We start from the raw sequence: 22,560 nt of genomic DNA, 5'->3' as shown, positions 1-22,560 counted from the left end.
CGCTGCCAAACTAGGCTTGAATATCTCTAACTCGCACGATCTTCTGGCTCAGAAATCATGGCATCAAAAGAGGCAATTCGAGCCAAAAACTCTTTTCTATCTTTAGGCATAATTGAGCTTGCCATTGGTAAGTTCGCCTTCATCGCATCGACGGCGCGACCACGAACCAATACCTCAAAGTGCAAGTGCGGGCCAGTAATACGACCAGTAGCACCCGATAGCGCAATTTTCTGACCTCGCTTAATTTGCTGACCTTTCTTAACTAAGAAGCGGCTCAAGTGAAGATAACGCGTCGTATATACGCTGTTGTGTTCAATCACCAAATATTTACCAGCATACGGGTGGTCACGAAGTGCCACCACTCGACCATCACCAGTTGAGTAGATAGGTGAACCAACAGGTGTCGCAAAGTCGGTACCATTGTGCGGTGAGATTCGCCCAGTTACTGGGTGTCTTCGTGTCGGATTGAACGAAGAAGTGATTCTTCGGAATTTTCTGTCGACTGGGTATCTATCAAAGGCTTGCTCTAGACTATTTCCCTCTCTGTCATAAAAAAGACCATCTGGTGCTAGAAAAGCTGCGACTTCTCGGTTTCTTAATTGAATTGAGATACCTTGAATTTCTGTTTTACCCGTTAGGTGATCATCCGTGTACTGCTCTTTGACCAATACATTGAAGCTATCACCAGCTCTCAGCTCTCGAGCGAAGTTGACTTTGTCTTTTAGTGTGCGGGTGATATTGGCTATCTGGTTAGTAGTTAACCCCGCTTTGTAGGCTGACGTTGAAAAGCTACCGTGAACACTACCCGCATAGAGTTTTTCTTTCCATTCGCCTGGGATCTCGTGGAATTTATAGGTGAAGCTACCATCATCGTTTCGAGTAAAGGCTGCTTGCTCAACCAAACTCTCGTGATAAATCAGCTCCACAAGCTGTTTTGAGTCACTATCCAAAAGCAACTCTAGATGGTCACCAGGTTTTATTGTGTCGAGTTTCAAAGACTCCAGATCCGCTTCCATCACCTTTTGAACGGTTCCATATGGCAGTTGCCATGACGAAAAGATGTTGCTTAGCGTATCGCCAACTTTCACAAAATAATGGACCTTAACCAAAGAGTTGGGAGTCGCTTGCGAGTCGATGACTTCCTTATCATTAGGTTGAGAACCTTGGTAAGGTGTTATTTTGATAGAGATTTCTGGTGCTGGTTTGGAGTGAAAAGAGAGCAAAGCAGCAAGGGAAAATGCGCTGATCGCAGTAACGATCAGACCTATACGGAGGAACTTCATAAAATACTTAGCGGTTATAACGAGGAACTTAGAAAGTGTTATAACATAACAATTAAATCAAAAAAATAAATGAAATGTAAGAAACCATAGCGCGATAGGTGTGAAAGTATGGTGAGCATGCAAAGCCCACCACCTTAGTTAACACGGATCTTTACCTCATATTACTCTTCACGAAGTACTTCGAAGCGTTCTAAGCCTCGCAGCATCTCAAAGTCCGGCTCTTCAGTTAGCAGCTCTCTCATGGACCCACTGGCTTCAATAGCGCGCTCTAAGTCATCGATAGCTTGACCTTCTGCCCCTAATCGAGCATAGGCGCAAGCACGTTGATACAAGGCATGAGCATTTTGGTCATCGACTTCTAATACACGGTTACAAAGACTCATTGCCCAGTGGTATTCCTGTATATCCATAGCAGCGTCAGCTTTGGCAGTAAGTGCTTCTAAATCTCCAGGACGAACCTTCAGTATTTCATCGTAGATTTCAATTTTTTGCTCTGCCGTTTGTGCGTTCTGTGCTCTCAACCATAGGTTATGAATCTCATTGATAATTTCAATTTCGCGGTTGTTGTCGGAAATGATTCTGGTCTTGCGCTTAAGATCCCGTTCAAGAATATTAAACTTCTTCTCATAGTCTTGAGCGATAGAATTAAGTCGCTTATCAGCCATGTCTTGAGTTGTGTGTTTAAGCTCTTTGATGGATTGCCAACCCACCAGCGCGATAAGAGAGGCCACACCAGCAATAATGTAGAAGAAGTAGGTTACGGTTACATTGGCGTAATTCAGAGACTTGTCTGCCACAGTCAGTTCCCGGTCAGTCATCTGAATGGTCAAGCGTCTTTCAAGATCCTGCTGTTCCATTCGAAGCTGCTTCAACTCATCCAAGATATAGCGTTCCATCAGCGGTCTATCCAAATACTCTTGTTCCGAGTACTTAACATCTTCGCTTGCAAAACTCATCGTGCTGAACACCGAGATAACTGCAACCAATAAGATTCGAAGCATTATACATTCCTTATATGTTTATATTTAGACTAACTGTATCTCGTAATAGGCATACAAGCTAGGAAGTCGACAAGTTTGCTATGTCCATATTGGAATTAACACTCTAAAACATCATTGATAATTATAAAACACCTGAAGCAACATCATTAATTTCTAAATTATAAAAATACCGCGTAATACTGTTCTATATGATTAATTCGCGATGCGAATATACCGAAAAATGGTTTATTGCATCGAGATGAATCTTATATTAATAACGATCAGAACGAGGTTAATTTGAATAATCCACGATACGATTTAGTAAGCCGTGTACTGCACTGGGTAATGGCTTCTGTAATCATCTATGCAACAATCACAGGGTATGTGATGCACTATGTCACCAATCATCCAGAGCTGTTTTCTTTTCTGTCAATGCTCAACATGTCATTGGCGACCGTTGCGACACCATTGCTTGTGGTTCGTTATATCTGGAGCCACTTTCGCTCGTCGCCAAGCATGCCAACCTCTGTGCCTGAAGGGCAAAAATGCGTTGCCAAGCTTGCACACTCTTTGATGTATCTTGTGATGTTTATGGTTTTCAGCACCGGCTACTTAATGCTAAAAGAACCGTACTCTTTATTTTGGTTAGTGAGCGTAAATAATCTAATTACCGACTCTGCAATCAACGGCTTCTTTTTCTATTTCCATCGTGCCAGTTGTATTGCCCTAGCCTGTTTAATTGTGCTGCATATCAGTGCCGCACTTAAACACCACTTTGTCTCTAGGAACTATGTATTGAAGATGATGCTCTAGATTCAGAGAATTCAACACGGTTTGCACAAACAAAAAAGCCATAGCATGTTCGCTATGGCTTTCTTATTTCAATTTGATTACTTGGTTTGAGTATCAATCATCACTTGCCAGTATTCACATTTAGCCAAGAACTCTTTTAAATAAAGCTCTGGGTTAGCAAGTTTCTCACCGCCTTTAACATCAGCACCAGTCACACGCCAAAAGCCACGAGTAACAAGATTTCTGTGGTAGATAAAATCGTTAAGTTCGTTTGTTTTTAACGGAAGCTGCTCACCAAAGGTTTGTTCGTACAAGATCAACGTAGCAGCTTGCTCACTTGGTTTCTCTCTTAGAAAGGTATACAAGTCCAAATCGAGTGGCTGTTGTGCTTCTTTCGGCAACGCTTTAGCTAATTTAGAGATCACACTGAACAGAGCCAACTCAACTTTTTGAGACGCTAATAACGATGCACCTAAAAGCGCATGTTCATTGGAAATGTGTTGTTCTGTTGATGAAACGGTTGCTGTTGTCACTGTGTTAACCTCAAATAATCATAACGGGTGTTACTGAACTGGATAGAGTCTTTTCACTAAGCTGAATCTTGCAGCTAAGCAGAGTCTTTTAGCAGAACACGGTCAGCATCAATAATGGTGAAGCCTGATGCATCTTCGTTCTTTTCGACTTGCACTAAACCTTTAAAACCAATCTGCGACAGCTTCTTCGCAAGTTGATCTGGTGCTGTTTCAAAAACAACATTCATAAAAGGTAAAGACTCAGCATCAACAAAACCATGCTCGTTAAACAGTTCCATTGCTTGAGATAAATGGTCTGAGTCGGTTAATTCGATAATTTCTACAACTTCTTCCAACAACATTTTCGATTCCATATTCGCCAGAAAGTGACTGACACAAGCCGGTTCTTTTTGCTTGCATACATCCCGATGCCCTAAGACACCCCTTTAGTAGTAGGGATATCATAACATATTAATAATCGTAAAATATGTTTTATTTTCCCTAAGCTACTGGGAATACTAGAAAAGAATAGAAATTGGTGAAACATAAGCAACACCAATTCATAGTATCGATAACGGTAAACCTGATTTGAGGTGATCAGGCAACCGTTACTTGAGAATCGCCCGTTTCTACAATCGATTCTTGTAACAAGCCAGCATAAATACCATTGTGTGCCACCAGCTGTTGATGATTACCTTGCTCAACAATTTCACCCTTTTCCAACACCAAAATCGTATCTGAGTGACGAACGGTACTCAAACGGTGTGCAATCGCAATCACGGTTTTTTCCTTGAAAAGGCGCTGCATTGCTTTTTGAATCAGGTCTTCAGTGATTGAATCTACCGAACTGGTCGCCTCATCAAGCATCATCAATTGACCGCCCTGTGCAACCGCTCTAGCGAACGAGATAAGCTGCGTTTGCCCTACAGACAAGTTAGAGCCGTTCTTTTCCAAGTGGAAGTCATAACCTTGTGGCAATTGTTCAATAAACTTATCGGCATAAACATAGCGCGCCGCCTGTTCAACCTCAGTTCTAGATAGATGCGTTTTGCCCAGCGCGATATTGAATTGGATGGTCTCTTCAAATAAGTGCACGTCTTGCATCATCATTGAGAACAAATGAGCAGAGTCTTCACTTGAGATCTGTGACAGCTCTATTCCATTCAACAAAATGCTGCCTTCATAATCTTGGTAGGTTTTAGAGATCAGACGCAGAATCGTCGACTTGCCCGAACCCGTCGAACCCACAAGGGCGATTTGATGCCCTTTCTCCAATACAAACGAGACATTCTTTAGAACGTAGGGAGAGTCGTCTTTGTAGCGGAAGCTTACGTTCTTAAACTCTAGGCTCACAAACTGTTCAAGCTGTTTCTCAACCTTGTTAGATGGCAGCAGGTTACGCCCTTCCTCTTCAGTCGGCTCAACAAACAGTTCTTCAATATGGTCAAACGCTGCAAATGAACTCTGAATCGAAGCGATCTGCGAAGTAAAGTCTCGGATCGGAACAAACACTTTCTCTAAAGTATTGATGAACGCAATCAGCACACCCAAGGTGAGCGCTCCTTCTATCACTTGCTCAGAGCCATACCAGATCATAATCGCGATAGTGATTGAAGTGATGCCGGAGATAAACGAGAACAAAATCGCATCGTATTTATTGATCTTCTTCTGCGCTCTTAAAAACTCATCGGTATAGCCTTGGTAGCGTTGCTCGACTTGCTCTTCCGCTCGGTACATCTGAACGGTTTTCATGCCAAATAAGACTTCTTGTAAAAAGCCAATACCGCGAGCCAACGAAGAACGAGTCACCTTATAGAGTGCACGAAGTCGGTTTCGTACATAAACCGTCAAATACATCACTGGTGGCATAATGATCAATACAATCATCGTTAACTGCCAATCAATAAAGAACATCATCACTAACAGAGCAATGGTATTGATGCTGTCTTTAACTAGCCCGACAACCGACTGAACAAACGTCTCGCCGATGGTTTCCAAATCACTGGTTAATCGTGAAAGCGTTACGCCAATCGGTGTGTTATCAAAATAGCTGCGTGGCAGTTTGAGCACGCGAGCAAACAACACTGAGCGCATGTCAGTTATCGTGTATTGCCCGGTTTTACGTAGGTTGTACGAATAGGTGGTATCCACCACATAGCTCGCCACCAGCACGGCAACGAGATAGAAGACGTACTCGAGCAGTCCATCCATATCCCCGTGACTCAGGTGAACATCGATCACTTGAATGATCAGCCAAGGGAACAACAAGCTCGTGATGACAGAAAGAGGAAGCATAGCGATGCCCAGAATCGCAGAGCCTTTGTATTTCTTAGCAAACTTAAAAAAGTGCTTGAGGTATTTGAGATCAACACCTTTTAACATGCTGCTGCCTCCGTTTCATTCTGCTGTAGTTGCCATGTATCGTAATAGTAATCACAGGTTTTCAATAACGTGGCGTGGTCGCCCTTCGCGATCACTTTACCTTCGTTCAACACGATGACTTCATCCATATATTCAAGGGCATTAACGCGGTGTGAAACCACAAGAACCGATTGATTTTCCAAACGTTTAAACAAACCTTCCAAGATCTTACGTTCTGTTTCATAGTCGACAGCCGATAGAACGTTATCCATGATGATCAGGTCGGTGGGTTGCAATAAAGCACGCGCAATACTTAAGCGCTGCTTCTGACCACCTGACAACATGATCCCTTTCTCACCGACTAAGGTTTGATCGCCGTGTTCAAAACGTGTCACATCACTAGCCAACTGGCTGAGCTCTAGCACTTCATCAACCTGACTCTTTGCCAAATCGGTATCTAGGCTACCAAAGCGGATATTGTCTTCGACGGTTGCTGAAAACAGGTAAGGGTCTTGAGTCACGGTTTTCACGTAACGGCGTAAGTCACTGCGTGAGAAGCTAGTGACATCTCTTTCACCAAGGAAAACAGAACCTTGTGGTACATCCAAGTGGTGGTTTAAGCAGTTCACTAATGTCGTTTTACCCGCTCCGATCCCGCCTAACACACCCACTTTCTTACCTGCTGGAATATCAAAGCTGATGTCATCGAGAATCACGCGTTCTTCACCTGAATAGCTGAAGCTGAGGTTGCGAACAGAAAACGTTTTTCCCTTCAGTGATTCAACATCTAGTTCAGTCAGCTTATCTTCATCAAGCTCCGGGACTTTGGCATTAAGAATGGTTTGTGCACTTTGAATACCTACCATGCCACGCTGATAAATGGTCGCGATTCTGCCAAGTTGCATCAATGGCATAGCGAGCAAAACCGAGTAAGTCAGAAAGGCGGTAATCTCACCAAGTGTGAGTTCCTGTCTCATTAACATGTAGCCACCAAGCCCAAGAATGATGATTTTCATCAGGTCATTGGCGTAGTCGAGTACCGGCATAAAGAAGACTTGAATGCGTGTAATTTTAAGGCGGCATTCAAGCAATAACTGGTTCAGCTTTTCAGTTTCGGCTTTCATCCAAGGTGACATCTGCTGGCTCTTAATCAAGTCAATCCCAGACAGGTAACTCATTAGTTGAGCAGACAGGTTTTGTAGACGCTTCATGTGCTCTAAATGCAGCGTTTTCATACGCTTGAAGCCCACACGGAAAATCACAAAAGCGATTGAGATAGGAATGATCGAATACAGTGTGAGTTCTGGCGATATGCGCCACATGTAAAGAGGCGTCAACGACAACGCAAGTAAGGCATTGAAGAACTGCAAGAAGCCGACACCAAACAGCAGTCGAATGCCACTAAGGTCATTGTTGATAATCGAGATCAGTCGACCCGAAGCAAAGCGTTCGTGAAAGCTGCTCGGTAAGCGATTCAACTTTTGTAGAAGTGTACTTTTAAGTGCGGCCTCTGTAATTCGCCCCGGATTAAGCGCATAGATACGAGACAGAATTCTCACCACCACCATGGCAACCGACATCCCGACCACAATCCAAACATAGGTTTGAAGCTGTTGGTGGCCAGTTGAAGAGGCATCATCAATCAAATCTATCGCCAATTGGATATAACGAGGGATCTCTACTTGTAACCAGTTGACGAGAAAGATGAACACAATCGCCAATAAGTACGAGGTGCGATTCATGCGCAGATAATGGGCAATAAACTGTCTTTTATTCATAGTATTCTTTGTTTAGGGCAGGCTCACAGCGAGATTTAACGATATAACCGGGCAGTTAAGCTAGATAGGTTCATCGCTGAGGTAAAGATACATCAAAAACACTTAGTTGACAATATCAACCATATTCAATAATTAGTTTCGGGTATTAAGTTTTAGCATTGCTAGAAACAACTTTGCCGCCAAAAGTGGCGGCAAATAAATAGCTTAGCAGGCTAGTATTGATAACGGCTAAAGCATCTCTTTGGCAATCAAATGCAGCAAAAAGGTTTCACGTTCAATACTCATGCCCTTCTTAGGGCTCTCTGCCATGGTCTTTTCGTTATGAGCGATCGCTTCATGGATATTCATCCACACCGGTTTCATCCCGTTTTTCACTTCATAATCTTCGTAAGCCGTTTCACCAAGCTCACGATCGATCTTGCATGAGTAGCAGTAAGAAATCATGTGCATCATGTCTGCATCATCTTTGTACCAAGGACGAAACTCTTCAAAAATGCCGAACGGCTTGATGCTATGGATATTCTTCGCGCCAGTCTCTTCTTCGAGTTCACGAACCATACCTGCGATCACATCTTCCCCTTCATCCAAACCACCACCAGGAATGGTGTAGTCGTGATAACGCTCTGTATACAGCATCAGAATGTCTTCACCATCTAACACAATGGCACGGGCAGCGTTGCGCTTATAGACCGTTTTATTGTCTAGATGGTCGATATCAGGATGGATGGTTGTTTTTAGGTGTCTCATGATTCTGACTGCTCTACTGAATTTGGCGGCATCATATCATAATCATCAATAGATTCGAGGTTCACAACCGCTAACCAGAACGGATCGGACGGAGATATTCCTACGGTAACTTGAATCCACTTAGCTTGATCTAACACTCAAAAAGTCGTTAAACATGAAGAAATATCAACCTATTTCAATATCTTGACCAAATTAGGACAACCTTTTCTGAAATCTAAAATATACTAATTTCATAGAGCTTCTCATTTGGTTCTGTAGAACTTAACGCATTCGATTATAGAGTTATCACGTAGGAGATAGACATGAAGAAAATTGGTTTGATGGCTGTATGTGCCGTTGTATTAGGCGGTTGTGCAAACGACTATGCAGAATATAGCGAGGGCCAACGTGTTTCAGTCGCTAACCCAGCAGCGGTTTATTGTGTTCAACAAGACGGTGAATTAGACACGGTTACTGAAAACAATCAGCGTACAACTTACTGTGTATTCGATGACGGCGAGCGCATTGAACAGTGGGAGTACTACCGCAATAACCATGAGCAAGATTCAGAAAACCAAAGTTAATCACTGTAATACAACACATGAGCCTTTTGGCCAATGTGACGGGCGGTGATTACGTTCGCGTGAGCAGAAGAAGGCACAAAGCTTCGAGCTTACTGTCTGATTGCCTTTGCGAGTTTAAAGGCCGTTATTGGCATCACGAGAAAGAAATAATCACCTATCGCCACCAGCGATGTGTGAGATCCGATTCCGGATCTAAATAACGGTTCAATAAAGTCAGGTTAGTATCTAGTAGAGCTAGGTATTCCCTGACTTTTTTTACATCGGTACCCACTGAAGTCTGCTGGATACAGCGCTCCAATGCTGGGAGTAAACTCTCCACAATGTCAAAGTCAGATGAACGTCCAACGAGCTCTTTGGCAGTGATCAATGCTTCCAAAGACAGTCTTTCTGGCTCTCGTCTAACCAACTCTAAATCTCGCTTAAATGCGCCCGCACAAACACCTTCAAGATAAACTCGGTAGGTCGTCAGTACGTCCATCAACAGAAACAATTGCCCCTGAGCACTTTGATGTGGGTATGGCACCGCAACATGAGCCTCCAACCTGCGATCTATTTGCTGCTCTACCCCAAGTGCGGAACACTTCTCGATGAGAACTTTAAGCAAACCTTGCTCGCCCATGAGCGATTGAATCTCGAATATACGTTGTAAATGGTAGTCATTCGAAACGAATGTCACTTGCACACTTTGCCCGCGAGTAAACAGCCCGCTTGCAATCATCTCTGAGGCCAAGTTCTGTATGTTCTCGACAGTGTTGGTCGAGTGCTGCTCGAGCAAAATCGCCCCTAAAGAAAACGGATGTTCACGCTGCTTTTCAAGCTTTCTAAAGTACTGGTGCATCGCGTCGGCTTCAGACAGTGTTTGCCCTTTTGTTAGCCCACCACAAAATGCTACCGCAGTTTGCTGATTCGACTCTTCTACCAAAGGCTCCGCCAGATACTCAACCAAAGCATCAACTCGACTGATTCCTTCATCAGTCAATTTATTCTCATTAAGTCGCTTACCCAGCACAATAAGGAGGTGATTAATGCTCATTTTATGTTCAAGTCTCGTTTTGGGGATTAGATGGAGTGAATTATGTATACAATACTTGTTAACAAAAGTATTTTGAAATTCTTATATGTTGCTCGCAATAATGCTCACTATTGATAGCGACATCTTAGGTAATACAAGAATAAACGTGTCGCTTTACAGCAAACATAGCACGCTCTTGTATTTCATCGCTCTATGCTTGTTAGCACTAGTCGATAAAAGAGCCCTTTCAATCAATGAATACGCTCTATCGCATAACTGTTTCACCCACAGAACAGGTTCACTCAAAGAAGTGCAACTAACCAAATACAAATTTTACACAGAGTTCGTCCATCGAACCGTCTTCACAGGAAGTTACTATGCTGTCTATTTTTGATATCTACAAAATTGGGGTTGGACCATCCAGCTCCCACACAAATGGACCAATGATCGCTGGGTTTAACTTTACCCAAAAAATTGATGCTCAGCTTAAGCAAGTGAAGCGTATTCAAATCGACTTATACGGCTCGTTATCATTGACGGGTATTGGTCACCACACAGACAGAGCGACCTTGTTAGGTTTGCTAGGTAACCGCCCCGACACCATTAAAATCACCAGTGCTAACCAAGCAATGCGTAAGGCGATTGAAGATAAATCTCTATTGGTTAGCGGTAACCATGAAATTTATTTCGATGTAGAAAGCGATCTGCTCTTCCACAAGACCAACCTTCCGCTGCATGAAAATGGTATGACTATCTCTGCCTTTAACGAAAGCGGCAGCCTTCTGGATATGGAAACCTACTACTCGATTGGTGGTGGCTTTATCGCAACCGCTGATGAGCTACAAAACGGCAAACAGGAAGCAGAAACTCAAGTTGAGTTCCCTTTCTCTTCTGCTGATCAGTTGCTTGAACTATCCGAACAACAAGGACTGAGCCTTGGTGGCTTAATTCTACGTAACGAAGTTTCATTCCAAGGTATGGATGTGATTGACCAGAAAGCCGACCAAATTTGGAAGGTGATGTCTCTGTGTATGCAGCGTGGCTTTGACACGGAAGGCATCCTTGATGGCGGCCTAGAAGTCACTCGTCGAGCACCTGCTCTGCTTAAAAAGCTGGAAGCAAATGCCTCGATTGAAAACGATCCAATGGAGATCATGGATTGGATTAACCTATTTGCCTTTGCTGTAAGTGAAGAAAACGCAGCGGGCGGTCAGGTCGTGACATCACCTACCAACGGTGCAGCTGGGGTTATTCCTGCGGTATTGATGTACTACCATCGTTTCATCAAGGAGCTAGACACCAAGCAGCTTAAAGACTTCTTGGCAGTCTCTGGCGCAATCGGCATCTTATACAAAACCAACGCTTCGATTTCTGGCGCAGAGGTAGGTTGTCAGGGTGAAGTCGGCGTTTCTTCATCAATGGCCGCAGCAGGCCTAACTGCCCTACGTGGTGGTAGCAACGAACAGATTTGTATTGCCGCTGAGATCGCGATGGAACACTCACTGGGCATGACATGCGATCCGATCGGTGGCCTTGTTCAGGTGCCATGTATCGAACGTAACGCAATGGGTGCAATGAAAGCCATCAATGCATCGCGCATGGCATTGAAACGTACCAGCAAGTGTCTTATCTCGTTAGACAAGGTTATCGAGACCATGTACCAAACAGGTAAAGACATGAACAAGAAGTACCGTGAAACTTCTCTAGGCGGCCTAGCCGTGATCCACATGGCACCACCTTGTGAATAAAAGACAGGAACACGAGTGGAGAAAGCCTCTATAGAGACAGCATTCTTGTAAACTTAGTTTTCAATATCTCAACAAAGCCAGCCACCAAGCTGGCTTTTTTATTGGCTAAAGCCCAACAGCTAATTGAAAGTGATACTCACTCAAAATAACTTACAGAATGACTACCTCTAACTTTCCCTTTATTAGTTCATTACTTAGCCACAAATGATGATGGCTAAATTTCATACCGCCATGCATCCACTTGCAAAATCTAACGTTGCAAATCTCATTCATGAGAAATATGAATGCACTCATAAGAAAAGATATATCGAGTAAAGTTCTGCTTGGGACAGATGTTTAAGTTTATGTATTACTACTAATGATATTATAATCGGGCAATTACACTACATATTAATACAAACGTGAGAATAAAATAATGTGGAATAGATTAAACAAATCAATGATGTTCTGCCAAATGATGTTCGGACTTTCGTTCTATGGCGTCATGGTGATCTTGACTCGTTTCTTCCTTGAAGATCTGAACTACAATGAAGCCGACACCATGATGGTTGTTGGTGCTTTCTCTGCAATCGGACCGCTATTTGCTATCGCAGGTGGCTTTATCGCCGACAAGTTTTTAGGCGCCTACCGATCTTTAACCATTGCCTTCCTAGGGTTCGCAAGTGGTTACGTTCTACTGGTACTTGGTGCAGCAGCAACCAATGTTCCGATGGCATTATGTGGTATTGCGTTAGCAAGTTATGCACGTGGTTTGATGTCCCCTTCTTACCCAAGTCTTTACAAACGCACGTTCAAAACTCAAGAAGATTTTGAGAACTGCTACCCAATCAACTACTCAGTAAACAATATTGGTGCTCTGTTAGGCCAATACCTGTTCCCAATGCTAGTACTTGTTGTTGGTTTCCACGGTGGTTTCCTTCTTTCAGCGGTGCTAGCCGGTGCTGCGCTTCTGATGATGATCTTTGTTCGCAAAGGCCTTGTTGAAGCAAGTGCTGAAATCGACCAAAAACCAGTAAGCACTAAAAACTGGGCAGCGTTCCTTGGTCTTTCTGCAGCAATGATCGGCTTGGTATTCTTCATGTTCTCTAACATGGATATTGGCCAAAACATCGTGTACGCAATCGGTGGTGCAGCGATCATCTACTTTGTCTCTTTGATGATGAAATCGAAGAAATCAGACATGCTAAAAATGGGGACTATCTTAATCATCACATTCCTGACGACATGTTTCTTCGTGTACTACGGTCAGATGATGACTTCGATGACAATGGTAGCGATCAACACAATGCGTGGCGATCTATTTGGTTTCATCCCTGTCGCACCTGAAGCTTCAATGGCAATGAACCCACTATGGTGTATGGTTGCTGGCCCTATCATCGCGGGTATCTTCTCTAACCTAGAAAAGAAAAACATTAACTTCTCAACTGCAACCAAAGTCGGTTTCTCTTTCATTCTGACGGCGATCGCTTTCGGTATCTTAACGATGGCAGTAACAACCGTTGGTGAAGATATTCTGATTCGCCCTGAAGTGTTCTTAGCAATCCACTTCTTCCTAGCATTTGGTGAGGTTATTGTTGGTTCTATGGTTGTTGCATTCATTCTGTCTGTTGCACCTAAGCACATCGAAAACTTCTCAGTAAGCTTATTCTCTGTCGCAATCGCACTATCAGGCATTGTTGGCGCGGTATTCTCAACGTCTATTGCACTTGAGAAAGGCCAAGAGATCACACAAGAAATCGTTCAAACGGTTTACGGTGATTACTTCCAACTATTAACTATCCTAGCGGTTGTAATGGTGGGTATCGCAATGGCTGCATCGTTCATTATTCGTAAGATGCTAGAAGCTGCGAAAGCCGCTGAAGAAACGATTGAACTAGAGCAAGCAAACAGCTAATTCTGTTCGCTGAGTCAAACCAATCCTAAGAGCCCTTTAGTTTTCTAAAGGGCTCTTTTTTGTAGGATCCGTTTCTCAATAGGATCTGTCGTATAAGTTAGGTAGTACATGTGTAAATCAAAGTAAATGATAACTATTAGTATTGAGTGTTTTTTAGTTCAGGATTATGATGTGGAAATCCAAATCTAAGAGAGCCTTATATGAGCAAGCCTAGCCCTATCACATTAACCGTTACTCAAACCTCAACAATTACTCCAAACATGCAGCGCATAACGCTTAGCGGTGAGGGATTAAGTAAATACCCAACAGAATGTGCCGGCGGCTACATCAAGCTTTTATTCTCGCCACTTGGCACGACTGATTTAAGCCAGCTAAACGAAGGTGAGCGCCCAACCATGCGTACCTACACCATTCGTCAGTACAATCCTGTAGAGCAGTGGATTGAAGTCGATTTCGTTCGTCACATCACTAAAGATTTGCAGTGTGGCTTTGCTGCAAGGTGGGCAATGAACGCGAAAGTGGGTGACACGGTTTCAGTGGCTGGCCCTGGTTTAATTCAGGGGCTTAACCTAGAGTCAGACTGGTTCTTCTTAGTTGCAGACATGACGTCCCTACCTGCGCTTTCTGCAAAAGTAAAAACGCTCCCAGAAACAGCAACGGGGCACGCTATCATTCAGATCAACTCAGCAGCAGATAAGCAGGTACTTGAGACTCCTCAAGGTATCAAAGTAACCTGGTTGATTGAAGATGAAACCTCAGAGTCACTTTCACAAACCGTGCGCAACACAGAATGGTTAGAAGGTCAGGTTTCAATATGGACAGCGTGTGAATTTGAAAGCATGCGTGAGCTAAGACAATACTTCCGCAACGAAAAAGAAGTCGCGAAAGAGAACATCTACATCAGCAGCTACTGGAAACGTGGTGTCACTGAAGATGGCCACAAAGTGTTGAAACAGCAAGATGCTCAAGATTTAGCGGGGTAAGTCTTTACTACCTACAGCTTCTTACTAGATAAAGAGAAAACGCCCTTAACGAAGTTTGTTTCGCTAAGGGCGTTTTTTCATTTAACTTAATAGAGATACCTATTCACAAATCCCCAATCACTCAGGCGATCTTTTAAGTCAATGAGATAACTAAGCCAGCAATAATTAGAGATACGCCTACACCGCGAGTCGCGTGCCACTTTTCCTTTAAAAAGTAGATCCCCATCACTACGCCGAAAATGATACTCACTTGCCTAAGAGCAACAACCAAGCTGACATTTTCAGTCATGGTCATCGCAAACAGCACTAAGCCATAGGTCGAAGCCATCATAATGCCTGCAAGCGTGGCTTTCTTTCGCAGTATCCAAGCATTAGTAAACTCGATTCTTTGGTTGGTTACGAATAACCAAACACTCAACGGAATCACAATTGCCCAGAACTGGATACCTAGGTAGAAAATCGCGGTGTGCTTGTTAGTTATAACTGGTGTGCTCAAAGGATCGAGTAACAGAAGCGCTTCTTTATCAATGATGGAATAGCCCGTGGTACCAATGGCCGCGATTAACGCCCACAGTACGCCAAGGTTGAGATACGCTTTTAACCTAAGATCTGAAAACTTCTTAAGTGGTACAAACAAACAACCCAAGGTAATCAAGGTGAAGCCAAACCATTGATTAGGTGACAGCTCATAGCCTATCAACACCGTGCCTAAACCCACCATCAACACGGGCAGCGCTCGTGCCATCGGGTAAATCACCCCAATATCGGCCTGCTTGTAGGCTACACCTAAGCCGATTAAATAGATGATTTGGCAAATACCACTTAAAAGAAGTAGCTTCCAGAATAAAAGCGTGATATCCACAAAGCCGACACTGTAAATGAACCAAATCAAATAGGGAGTCAATATCGCAGCAGCGGCAAAGCCAGAGGCTAAGAAGAATGACGAACCCGATCCTTGATTAGACTTACCTAAAACGTTCCAACCCGCATGAAGCAGAGCCGAAATGATCACGATGACAATGGCAGAGAATTCCATTTCATTCCTAAATTATTGATGAATTAGCACAACGGCTGACAACAGGTGATAAAAAAGGCCTCCGAATAAGAGACCTTTGAGCGTTTCAATTGGGCAATCCTGCATAATTGCAGGTATGCCAACGTTATAACGTATGACTAGCGCTCTAGCTGTGCGATCGACTCAATGCTGATCGCGTCATGACGCCAATATTCAATATCGCAATCAATCAAATCACCGTCTTGATTGTAATTAACACGCTCAACCACCATAGCCGGAGAACCAGAAGTCGCACGCAGGGCTTGCGCGGTTTCGCCAAGCAAAGACGTTGTGCTCACTCGGTAGCGAATCTTCTGATACACCACACCAAAGTGTTCTCGGTAGATGTCCGTCAACGACTTAGACAAGTCGTAGTCAAGCAAGTTAGGGAACAGATCAGGTCGAATGTAGTTGGTCACATACACAACGGGTCTGTCTTCAAGATAACGAACTCTGTCTACTCGATAAACATCCGAAAAAGGTTGCAGCTCAAGAAGCCTAGTTGCTTCCTTGGTTGCTAACATGCCTTTCGCCGCCACCAACTCTGTTTTTGGCTTACGATTCTGCGACAAAGCCATATTAGTGAAGTTCAGCGTTTGTGTTGGATCGTAGCGCAGTGGCGCTGGAGAGATAAACCAACCACGTCGGTCTTCTCGATAAATTCGGCCTTCCGCTTCAAGTGAAGACAAGGCTTCACGTAACGTAACTCGTGTTGTATCAAACGATTCAGCCAGTTTGCGCTCCGCAGGCAGCTTCTGTCGTGGTGTTAACATCCCCGACTCTATCTGCTCTACGATGACATCTTTGATTTTTACGTACTGCACTTCATTTCCTTTTATTCTTGTTCTTGTCGTCAGCCACTCCTTGGCCAACTGCAATATAAAATGGTTCGCTAGCGTTTACGCCAAGCTTGGGTGCGCTTCTCGAATAACTTGTTGATTAACATATGAATCAACTTCGCGCTCGCTGCAGATATCATGATCATCACCGCCATCGCTGCTGCTGCACCGGTTTGACCTGCATCGTCCATATTCAGTACTGATACTGACGCTGGAATCGTATTGGTAGAATACAAGAATACTACCGCAGATGTCGTGGTAAGTGCATTAATAAACAGGTATGTCGCAATATCTAAAATCGCCGGCAGACAAACAGGTACCGTCACCTTAAAGAACAGCTTGTATTGCGGTAAGTTTACCGAAGCCGCTGTTGCTTCAATTTCGGAAGGCAGTTGTTTCAATGCCGTTAACGCCGTCATGTGCCCTACCGTGTAGTAGTGAACCACGGTATTAATCACCAAGAACGCCATCGTGCCATACAAGAAGTTAAGTGGGTTACTCAAATCATTGAAGTAGAAGATATAACCCAAACCCAGCACCATACCCGGAACGGCCATCGGAACAACGCTGAGCATTTGCATCGCTTGACGAACAGGACCGAAGGCGCGACCTTTCTCAATGCAGTATGCACCTAAGAAAATCAGAACAGTACCAATAACCGCAGTCCAAGCACCAAGCGTTAAGGAGTTGAAGAATGGCGCCCAACCATAAGTACTCATTTCTGCGAAGTTGTAGTTGTTTAGCGTCAGCGCTTTGTTCCAAGGCCAGAAGGTGACCATCGAACCGTATATCGCCATGCCCAACACAATAACCACAGCAGCAGAGATGATGGTGCAATAAAGGAAACATAAGCCATCACGTAGTGAACTAGGTTCAGGTTGGTACGCGACAGAACGAGTATCAAACAAGCTCTTTTGTTTCTTTTGAACCCAGCGGTCAACGGTAAACGCAAGCAACGCAGGTAATAGCAGCAAGATACTGGTTACTGCACCCATAGAGAAGTTCTGTTGACCAACCACCTGCTTAAAGATGTCAGTCGATAACACGTTGTAGCTACCACCTATCACCTTTGGCACACCAAAGTCACAAACCACCAGCGTAAACACAACGATCAGGGTACTGATCAAGCCGTATTTTGCCGCAGGTAACGTCACCATAAAGAAAGTTTTTAACGATGAAGTATTGAGTGCACGTGCTGCCTCATAAAGGCGAGCGTCAGAGGTTCTTAATGAGGTGGTTAGAATCATCAAGGCGTGTGGAAACGTCCAAAATATCAAGCCCAGTGAGATACCAATCAAACCATAAACCGAGTTGCCCCCCAAGACTTCTTTAGCGATACCTTGGTTACCAAATAAGAAGATAAGACTGATTGCAGGAAGCAGTGACGGAGCAAGAATAGGCGCAGAACCCAGTACTTGAAAAAGCCCCTTAAAAGGCATGCATGAACGAGTTAGCGCATAGGCATAACCAAACGCCAAGACACCCACGACTACGGTCACTAGCAATCCAAGCGTGAAGGTATTGCCTACCGACTGCCACAGGCTTTGAGACGCAAAATACGTAGCGAAATTCTGTAAACCTACAAATTCACCGTCTGCGTTCTGAACACTCTTTTTCAACATTGCCCACAGTGGCATCAGGATAAACAACGTCATGACCACAGACAAAAAGGCCAACAGCCCAAATAGAATTACGTTGTCTTTGCTTAACCGAGCCAGAAAAGGTTGTACTCGTCGTTGAATTAGCAGCTTAGATTGCATCATTTGAGTCGATTCCATGATTGATTACGCCGCCTCGTCTTTCATCACTTGCAGGCTTTTCGATGAGTAAGCTCTAAGGCCTTCTTGATCAAACGCCACGTAACGAATATCACTGCGACGCAGCTTCAATCGGTTGAACTCTTTGACGGGTACATCAACGATGATCTCTTTCGCCGTTGAGTCATGTTGCAATTGACACTCAACACGATAAAACGCCCCTAAGAATTCGCTTGATACGATTCTCACTGGCAAGGATTCACTAAAACGATCAACAAACTGGATTTGCTCTGGACGAACGGCAATATCAAAAACATCACCCAGATTTGGCGTGAGATTATCTAAGCCAGGTAACGGCAGCATTGACTCAGCAATACGCATCTTGCCTTGAGCCGCAACAGAAGCTTGAATAAAGTTCATGCTACCAACAAACTCAGCCACAAAACGACTGACAGGTTTTTGGTAGATCTCTTGAGGAGCACCGACCTGCTCGATAACACCATGATTCATCACGACAATACGGTCTGCCATCGTTAACGCTTCATCTTGGTCGTGCGTCACCATAATAGTGGTGATACCCAATTTGCGTTGCAGTTGGCAGATCTCATCACGTAGGTGTGTTCTTACCTTCGCATCCAACGCAGAAAGCGGTTCATCGAGTAGCAACAAGCCTGGAGACAAGGCTAATGCGCGAGCCAGAGCAACACGCTGCTGCTGTCCACCAGATAGCTGATTTGGAAATTTCTGACCAGACGTTGGTAAGCCAATGGTCTCTAACCAAGACTCAACCGTCTCAAGGGCTTCTTTGGTCGACATGCCTTGGTTTTTCAGACCAATCGCAATGTTTTCTTCCACAGTGAGATTTGGAAACAAAGCGTAAGATTGGAACACGATGCCAAAGTCGCGCTTTTCTGGTGGCAAGAAGGTCGTATCATTACCGTTCTGCTCAATAGAACCTGACGTTGGTAAGTCTAGGCCTGCAATCGCACGTAATAAGGTGGTTTTTCCACAGCCAGATGGGCCAAGGAAGCAGACGAACTCGCCTTTATCTATCGATAGGGAGATGTCTTTTAACGCTGTAAATTGGCCAAATTGCTTTACAACGTTTTCAATATTCAAATAAGTTTGGTTGCTCATACTACAGCACTCTCTATATGGTATATACCAAATTTATACTGAGAATATTGCAGTTGAGTGACAAATTTATAGAAGCTAAATGACAGTTATATTGCAGATATAATAAGCATTAAAAATTGCTATTTGTTCAACATTGAAAGTTAGTTCAACGTTGAAAGCCCTCAGTGACTTGCCCATAAATCACTGAGAGCCTCAATGTAAACTTCTAATTTAAACGCTAGATTAATCTATGATTCAACCTTGTCGGCTTTGCCCGCCGCACCTGCGAGTTTGGATAACTGTTTATCTAGCCACAATGGCGTGCTACCCGAATCTTCCGCGTTCTCTTTTCTTCGCACCGCATCACGCACCATCATCGCACCTACCCAACGAAATGGCTCTGGCGGGAAGTGTCCCAACGGGCCTTTGGTTAAACCGCTTCGTGTCCATGCATTATCGATATCGAGTACCATGGCAGACAAAATCTTCCCGCCCATACGGGTTTGAGCCACACCATTACCTGAGTAACCAAGCCCATAATAGATATTGCTTTGGCCTTTTAGATTACCGAAAAATGGCAATCCGGTGACCGAACGATCTGAGCCTCCAGACCAATTGTAATCGAATTCACTTTGTTCCAATTTAGGGAACAGTTTTTGAAACGATTGATTGAGAATCGGCAGGTAGTTGGTCGTTTGGTTAAACATGCTTTCAACTTGATTGGCAAACGAGAACTTATTACCGCCTTTGCCCAACATGAGTCGTCCGTCCTGGGTATCTCGGTAGTAGTGGACAAAGATACGCGAATCCACCACCGCCACCCCTTTCTCTGGGCCAAATTGCTTGAGCTTTTCAGAAATAGGCTTGGTCACCACCATATCTGAAGAGACAACAACAATGCTGCGTTTGAACTCTTTAAAGTGATCGAGCATCCATGCATTGAGCGCTAAGATCACTTTGTCAGAAAACACAGCTCCGCCCTTAGTCTGGATACGAGCTGGGGAGCCATAGTCGAGTGATGTCATCTCTGTGTTTTCGTGAATTTCAACACCCAGTTCAAGAGCGACTCGGCGCAAACCTCTAGCCAATAACGCAGGCTGCACACTACCCGCAGCTTCTGAGTAGTAACCCTCAATGTGGCGATCAGATCCCGCTTTATCAGCCAAAGAATTGTCGCACTTCTTCCAACTATTTATGCCTTGCTTGACCAACTCATTCACAACAGGTTCCATTCCACCCTTTTGCGCTTCATTGGTCGCCGTGTAGTAAGTACCGCTTCGATATAGATGCGCGTCAATCTTGTGTTCGTTACAGAAGGCTTCGATCTCGTATATAACCTTTTCCGATTCCTTAACCAACCATTTCGCTTGTTCTTTTCCGTAGAGCTTTTTCAGCGTCGGATACTTAGTCGACCACGTCAGCATGCAACCGCCGTTCGCACCAGAAGCACCGCTACCACATAAACCTTTTTCAATCACGACAACATGTTTTTCGGGTTGCTGTTGTTTGATTAAAATCGCCGTCCATAAACCCGTATAGCCACCGCCAACAATGGCGATATCACAGTTGACGTCTTTTTGGAGCGACTTCGCCGAATCTAGCCCCGCACTGATGTTGCCAAACTCTTGTTCTAACGCTTGCTTGAACCAATATGAGTAGTGCTTTGTCATTTGTTGTACCTTACTTAAAACCTAAAGGCGTAAAACTAAAAAAGGAAGACCGAAGCCTTCCTTTACTGATCTCTAACTTCTAATGAGCTGCATATCTAATGGACTACGTGTCTAATAAACTATGTGTCTAATAAGCTCAGTAGATAATTAACTAAGGAGCTCATGAACTAAAAAGCTCAGCAGATTAAGATTTTGGCTCTGATTTAGCATCAAACTTCTCAGACCATGTTTTAAGAACATCAGCACGTTCGCTGCCCATGCGAGCGAAGTCCATTTTTGCCATGTTCTTTTCTACATTAGGGAAGTTCTCTGCTTTGCCTGTCACATCTTGGTGACCAACAACTGGGTACATTTCGATGTAAAGCTCGTTTGCCGCTTTAGAAATAGACCAATCGATAACACGTTGTGCTGCATCAGAAGGCTTAACAAGGCCTACCGCTTCCGATTCCCAACCGATGCCTTCAGGCGTAATAACTGAAAGTGGAGCGCCTTGAGTTTTCAGCTTAGCGCCACGGCTCGCCATAGAAATACCGATAGCGACTTCACCCATGCCCGCTTGAACACATGGCTTAGAACCAGAGTGCGTGTAGTGAGCAATGTTTTGATCTAGCTTCTGCATGTAGTTCCAACCTTGGTCTTCACCCATGTTTTGTAACCAAGCCGAAACCTGCATGTAGCCCGTACCAGAAGATGCTGGGTTTGGCATAGCAATGTGGCCCTTGTAGATAGGCTTCGTTAGGTCATCCCAAGACTTAGGTGCCGGTAGGTTCAATTGCTTAGCCACCACTTCGTTAAAGCAAACTGCATTGAAGAATGCGTCATTGCCATACCAAGCTTGAGTAGATTGTGGATCGTTGAGGTTTGAACGCAGAGCTTCTACACCTTGAGGAGTGTAAGGCTTGAGAATGCCCTCTTCTTTAAGCAGTGCCATTGAAGAACCAGCAAGTCCCCAAACTACTTCTGCACGAGGGTTGTTTTTCTCAGCCAATAATTTTGCCGTCATGATCCCAGTAGAATCACGCACCCATTTGATGTTGATGTCTGGGTTTTCACTTTCAAATGCGTTTTTGTACTTCGCTAAAATGTCAGTTTCAAAAGCGGTGTAAACCGTCACTTCCTGTGCTGCATAAGCATTACCAGCTAATAGAGTAACTAATGCTGCAAGTGATCCTTTCATAAAACGGTTTTTCATCATTTTCTCCAGTCAGGCCCGATGCCAAGGTTAGAAGTTAGAAGCTCCATCTAGAGGCTTCTATATCCATAAATTCATTTAGGTTGTTAACACACACCTTTTCATTGGTATGTACCAGATTTCGAGTATTAAGCTAACTGGCTTTTATGACGATTAAATGAACAAAAAATGGCAATTTAAAGATCGGAAAATTTCTCAACAAAAGTGACAAATTTGAATATGAAGCTTTTGTGAAAATAACGTTTGGGCTATTTACGACCGTTTAAATTGGTTGTTAAA

At 43.9% G+C, this 22,560-nt stretch carries 19 protein-coding genes; 5 read left to right on the top strand and 14 right to left on the bottom strand.

Going from position 1 to position 22,560, the window contains the following annotated elements:
- Positions 1 to 26: 26 nt before the first annotated feature.
- Complete coding sequence (locus AB4133_RS13925) at positions 27 to 1,283, bottom strand: peptidoglycan DD-metalloendopeptidase family protein (protein ID WP_017064801.1); 1,257 nt, start codon at positions 1,281 to 1,283, stop codon at positions 27 to 29.
- Positions 1,284 to 1,444: 161 nt separating this feature from the next.
- Complete coding sequence (locus tag AB4133_RS13920; protein WP_372224801.1) at positions 1,445 to 2,284, bottom strand: tetratricopeptide repeat protein; 840 nt, start codon at positions 2,282 to 2,284, stop codon at positions 1,445 to 1,447.
- A gap of 276 nt (positions 2,285 to 2,560) precedes the next feature.
- Between AB4133_RS13920 and AB4133_RS13915 the strand changes: the two genes are divergently transcribed.
- Positions 2,561 to 3,076, top strand: a complete 516-nt coding sequence (locus tag AB4133_RS13915) for a cytochrome b (RefSeq protein WP_372170025.1) — start codon at positions 2,561 to 2,563, stop codon at positions 3,074 to 3,076.
- A 77-nt stretch (positions 3,077 to 3,153) separates the two neighbouring features.
- Here the strand turns inward: AB4133_RS13915 and AB4133_RS13910 are convergent, their stop codons facing one another.
- From AB4133_RS13910 to AB4133_RS13890, 5 genes are all read right to left on the bottom strand, one after another.
- The gene (locus tag AB4133_RS13910) at positions 3,154 to 3,588 is read right to left on the bottom strand and encodes a hypothetical protein (RefSeq protein ID WP_017059526.1); all 435 of its coding nucleotides are present in this window, start codon (positions 3,586 to 3,588) and stop codon (positions 3,154 to 3,156) included.
- Positions 3,589 to 3,662: 74 nt separating this feature from the next.
- Positions 3,663 to 3,929 carry a hypothetical protein gene (locus tag AB4133_RS13905; RefSeq protein WP_017059525.1) on the bottom strand — a complete coding sequence of 89 codons (267 nt, stop codon included), beginning with the start codon at positions 3,927 to 3,929 and terminating at the stop codon, positions 3,663 to 3,665.
- 235 nt (positions 3,930 to 4,164) lie between these two features.
- A complete protein-coding gene (locus AB4133_RS13900; RefSeq protein ID WP_372224798.1) occupies positions 4,165 to 5,949 on the bottom strand; it encodes an ABC transporter ATP-binding protein in 1,785 nt (594 codons plus the stop codon).
- A complete protein-coding gene (locus AB4133_RS13895) occupies positions 5,943 to 7,706 on the bottom strand; it encodes an ABC transporter ATP-binding protein (protein ID WP_372224796.1) in 1,764 nt (587 codons plus the stop codon). Before AB4133_RS13895 ends, AB4133_RS13900 begins: the two co-directional genes overlap by 7 nt.
- A 228-nt stretch (positions 7,707 to 7,934) precedes the next feature.
- Positions 7,935 to 8,453: an NUDIX hydrolase gene (locus AB4133_RS13890; RefSeq protein WP_017059522.1), complete on the bottom strand. Its 519-nt coding sequence runs from the start codon at positions 8,451 to 8,453 to the stop codon at positions 7,935 to 7,937.
- 302 nt (positions 8,454 to 8,755) lie between these two features.
- Between AB4133_RS13890 and AB4133_RS13885 the strand changes: the two genes are divergently transcribed.
- A complete protein-coding gene (locus AB4133_RS13885; RefSeq protein ID WP_017059521.1) occupies positions 8,756 to 9,016 on the top strand; it encodes a DUF333 domain-containing protein in 261 nt (86 codons plus the stop codon).
- A gap of 154 nt (positions 9,017 to 9,170) precedes the next feature.
- On the opposite strand, the gene AB4133_RS13880 is transcribed toward AB4133_RS13885, so the two are convergent.
- Positions 9,171 to 10,049, bottom strand: coding sequence for a YdcF family protein (locus tag AB4133_RS13880; protein ID WP_372224794.1), 879 nt, complete (start codon positions 10,047 to 10,049; stop codon positions 9,171 to 9,173).
- A gap of 356 nt (positions 10,050 to 10,405) precedes the next feature.
- Here AB4133_RS13880 and AB4133_RS13875 point away from each other — a divergent pair, with 356 nt between their 5' ends.
- The 3 genes from AB4133_RS13875 (at position 10,406) to AB4133_RS13865 (ending at position 14,653) form a co-directional block, all read left to right on the top strand.
- Positions 10,406 to 11,776, top strand: coding sequence for an L-serine ammonia-lyase (locus AB4133_RS13875; protein ID WP_017059518.1), 1,371 nt, complete (start codon positions 10,406 to 10,408; stop codon positions 11,774 to 11,776).
- A 415-nt stretch (positions 11,777 to 12,191) separates the two neighbouring features.
- The gene (locus AB4133_RS13870; protein WP_372224792.1) at positions 12,192 to 13,670 is read left to right on the top strand and encodes a peptide MFS transporter; all 1,479 of its coding nucleotides are present in this window, start codon (positions 12,192 to 12,194) and stop codon (positions 13,668 to 13,670) included.
- A gap of 200 nt (positions 13,671 to 13,870) precedes the next feature.
- Positions 13,871 to 14,653: a siderophore-interacting protein gene (locus AB4133_RS13865; RefSeq protein WP_372224790.1), complete on the top strand. Its 783-nt coding sequence runs from the start codon at positions 13,871 to 13,873 to the stop codon at positions 14,651 to 14,653.
- A 133-nt stretch (positions 14,654 to 14,786) separates the two neighbouring features.
- Here the strand turns inward: AB4133_RS13865 and AB4133_RS13860 are convergent, their stop codons facing one another.
- From AB4133_RS13860 to AB4133_RS13835, 6 genes are all read right to left on the bottom strand, one after another.
- Positions 14,787 to 15,689: a multidrug transporter gene (locus tag AB4133_RS13860; RefSeq protein WP_372130011.1), complete on the bottom strand. Its 903-nt coding sequence runs from the start codon at positions 15,687 to 15,689 to the stop codon at positions 14,787 to 14,789.
- Positions 15,690 to 15,826: 137 nt separating this feature from the next.
- The gene (phnR, locus tag AB4133_RS13855; protein WP_372224788.1) at positions 15,827 to 16,531 is read right to left on the bottom strand and encodes a phosphonate utilization transcriptional regulator PhnR; all 705 of its coding nucleotides are present in this window, start codon (positions 16,529 to 16,531) and stop codon (positions 15,827 to 15,829) included.
- A 68-nt stretch (positions 16,532 to 16,599) separates the two neighbouring features.
- The gene (locus AB4133_RS13850; protein WP_372224786.1) at positions 16,600 to 18,309 is read right to left on the bottom strand and encodes a putative 2-aminoethylphosphonate ABC transporter permease subunit; all 1,710 of its coding nucleotides are present in this window, start codon (positions 18,307 to 18,309) and stop codon (positions 16,600 to 16,602) included.
- A gap of 21 nt (positions 18,310 to 18,330) precedes the next feature.
- Positions 18,331 to 19,440: a putative 2-aminoethylphosphonate ABC transporter ATP-binding protein gene (locus tag AB4133_RS13845; RefSeq protein WP_017067332.1), complete on the bottom strand. Its 1,110-nt coding sequence runs from the start codon at positions 19,438 to 19,440 to the stop codon at positions 18,331 to 18,333.
- A 227-nt stretch (positions 19,441 to 19,667) separates the two neighbouring features.
- The gene (locus tag AB4133_RS13840; RefSeq protein ID WP_372224785.1) at positions 19,668 to 21,089 is read right to left on the bottom strand and encodes an FAD-dependent oxidoreductase; all 1,422 of its coding nucleotides are present in this window, start codon (positions 21,087 to 21,089) and stop codon (positions 19,668 to 19,670) included.
- A gap of 184 nt (positions 21,090 to 21,273) precedes the next feature.
- A complete protein-coding gene (locus tag AB4133_RS13835; protein WP_017094998.1) occupies positions 21,274 to 22,284 on the bottom strand; it encodes a putative 2-aminoethylphosphonate ABC transporter substrate-binding protein in 1,011 nt (336 codons plus the stop codon).
- Positions 22,285 to 22,560: the final 276 nt, after the last annotated feature.

The organism is Vibrio sp. 10N.286.52.F8 (assembly GCF_041468745.1).
Lineage (GTDB): Bacteria > Pseudomonadota > Gammaproteobacteria > Enterobacterales > Vibrionaceae > Vibrio > Vibrio crassostreae_C.
Note: the sequence above shows the minus strand (reverse complement) of the source record. Positions and strands in the feature narration are given on the sequence as shown.

Excerpts from the sequence above, each read along its gene's own strand:
- AB4133_RS13900 (WP_372224798.1), bottom strand. The coding sequence starts at position 5,949 with ATGTTAAAAGGTGTTGATCTCAAATACCTCAAGCACTTTTTTAAGTTT.
- AB4133_RS13850 (WP_372224786.1), bottom strand. The coding sequence starts at position 18,309 with ATGATGCAATCTAAGCTGCTAATTCAACGACGAGTACAACCTTTTCTG.
- AB4133_RS13870 (WP_372224792.1), top strand. The coding sequence starts at position 12,192 with ATGTGGAATAGATTAAACAAATCAATGATGTTCTGCCAAATGATGTTC.
- AB4133_RS13840 (WP_372224785.1), bottom strand. The coding sequence starts at position 21,089 with ATGACAAAGCACTACTCATATTGGTTCAAGCAAGCGTTAGAACAAGAG.
- AB4133_RS13925 (WP_017064801.1), bottom strand. The coding sequence starts at position 1,283 with ATGAAGTTCCTCCGTATAGGTCTGATCGTTACTGCGATCAGCGCATTT.
- AB4133_RS13885 (WP_017059521.1), top strand. The coding sequence starts at position 8,756 with ATGAAGAAAATTGGTTTGATGGCTGTATGTGCCGTTGTATTAGGCGGT.
- AB4133_RS13860 (WP_372130011.1), bottom strand. The coding sequence starts at position 15,689 with ATGGAATTCTCTGCCATTGTCATCGTGATCATTTCGGCTCTGCTTCAT.
- AB4133_RS13835 (WP_017094998.1), bottom strand. The coding sequence starts at position 22,284 with ATGATGAAAAACCGTTTTATGAAAGGATCACTTGCAGCATTAGTTACT.
- AB4133_RS13845 (WP_017067332.1), bottom strand. The coding sequence starts at position 19,440 with ATGAGCAACCAAACTTATTTGAATATTGAAAACGTTGTAAAGCAATTT.
- AB4133_RS13895 (WP_372224796.1), bottom strand. The coding sequence starts at position 7,706 with ATGAATAAAAGACAGTTTATTGCCCATTATCTGCGCATGAATCGCACC.
- AB4133_RS13875 (WP_017059518.1), top strand. The coding sequence starts at position 10,406 with ATGCTGTCTATTTTTGATATCTACAAAATTGGGGTTGGACCATCCAGC.
- AB4133_RS13865 (WP_372224790.1), top strand. The coding sequence starts at position 13,871 with ATGAGCAAGCCTAGCCCTATCACATTAACCGTTACTCAAACCTCAACA.
- AB4133_RS13890 (WP_017059522.1), bottom strand. The coding sequence starts at position 8,453 with ATGAGACACCTAAAAACAACCATCCATCCTGATATCGACCATCTAGAC.
- AB4133_RS13920 (WP_372224801.1), bottom strand. The coding sequence starts at position 2,284 with ATGCTTCGAATCTTATTGGTTGCAGTTATCTCGGTGTTCAGCACGATG.
- AB4133_RS13880 (WP_372224794.1), bottom strand. The coding sequence starts at position 10,049 with ATGAGCATTAATCACCTCCTTATTGTGCTGGGTAAGCGACTTAATGAG.
- AB4133_RS13905 (WP_017059525.1), bottom strand. The coding sequence starts at position 3,929 with ATGTTGTTGGAAGAAGTTGTAGAAATTATCGAATTAACCGACTCAGAC.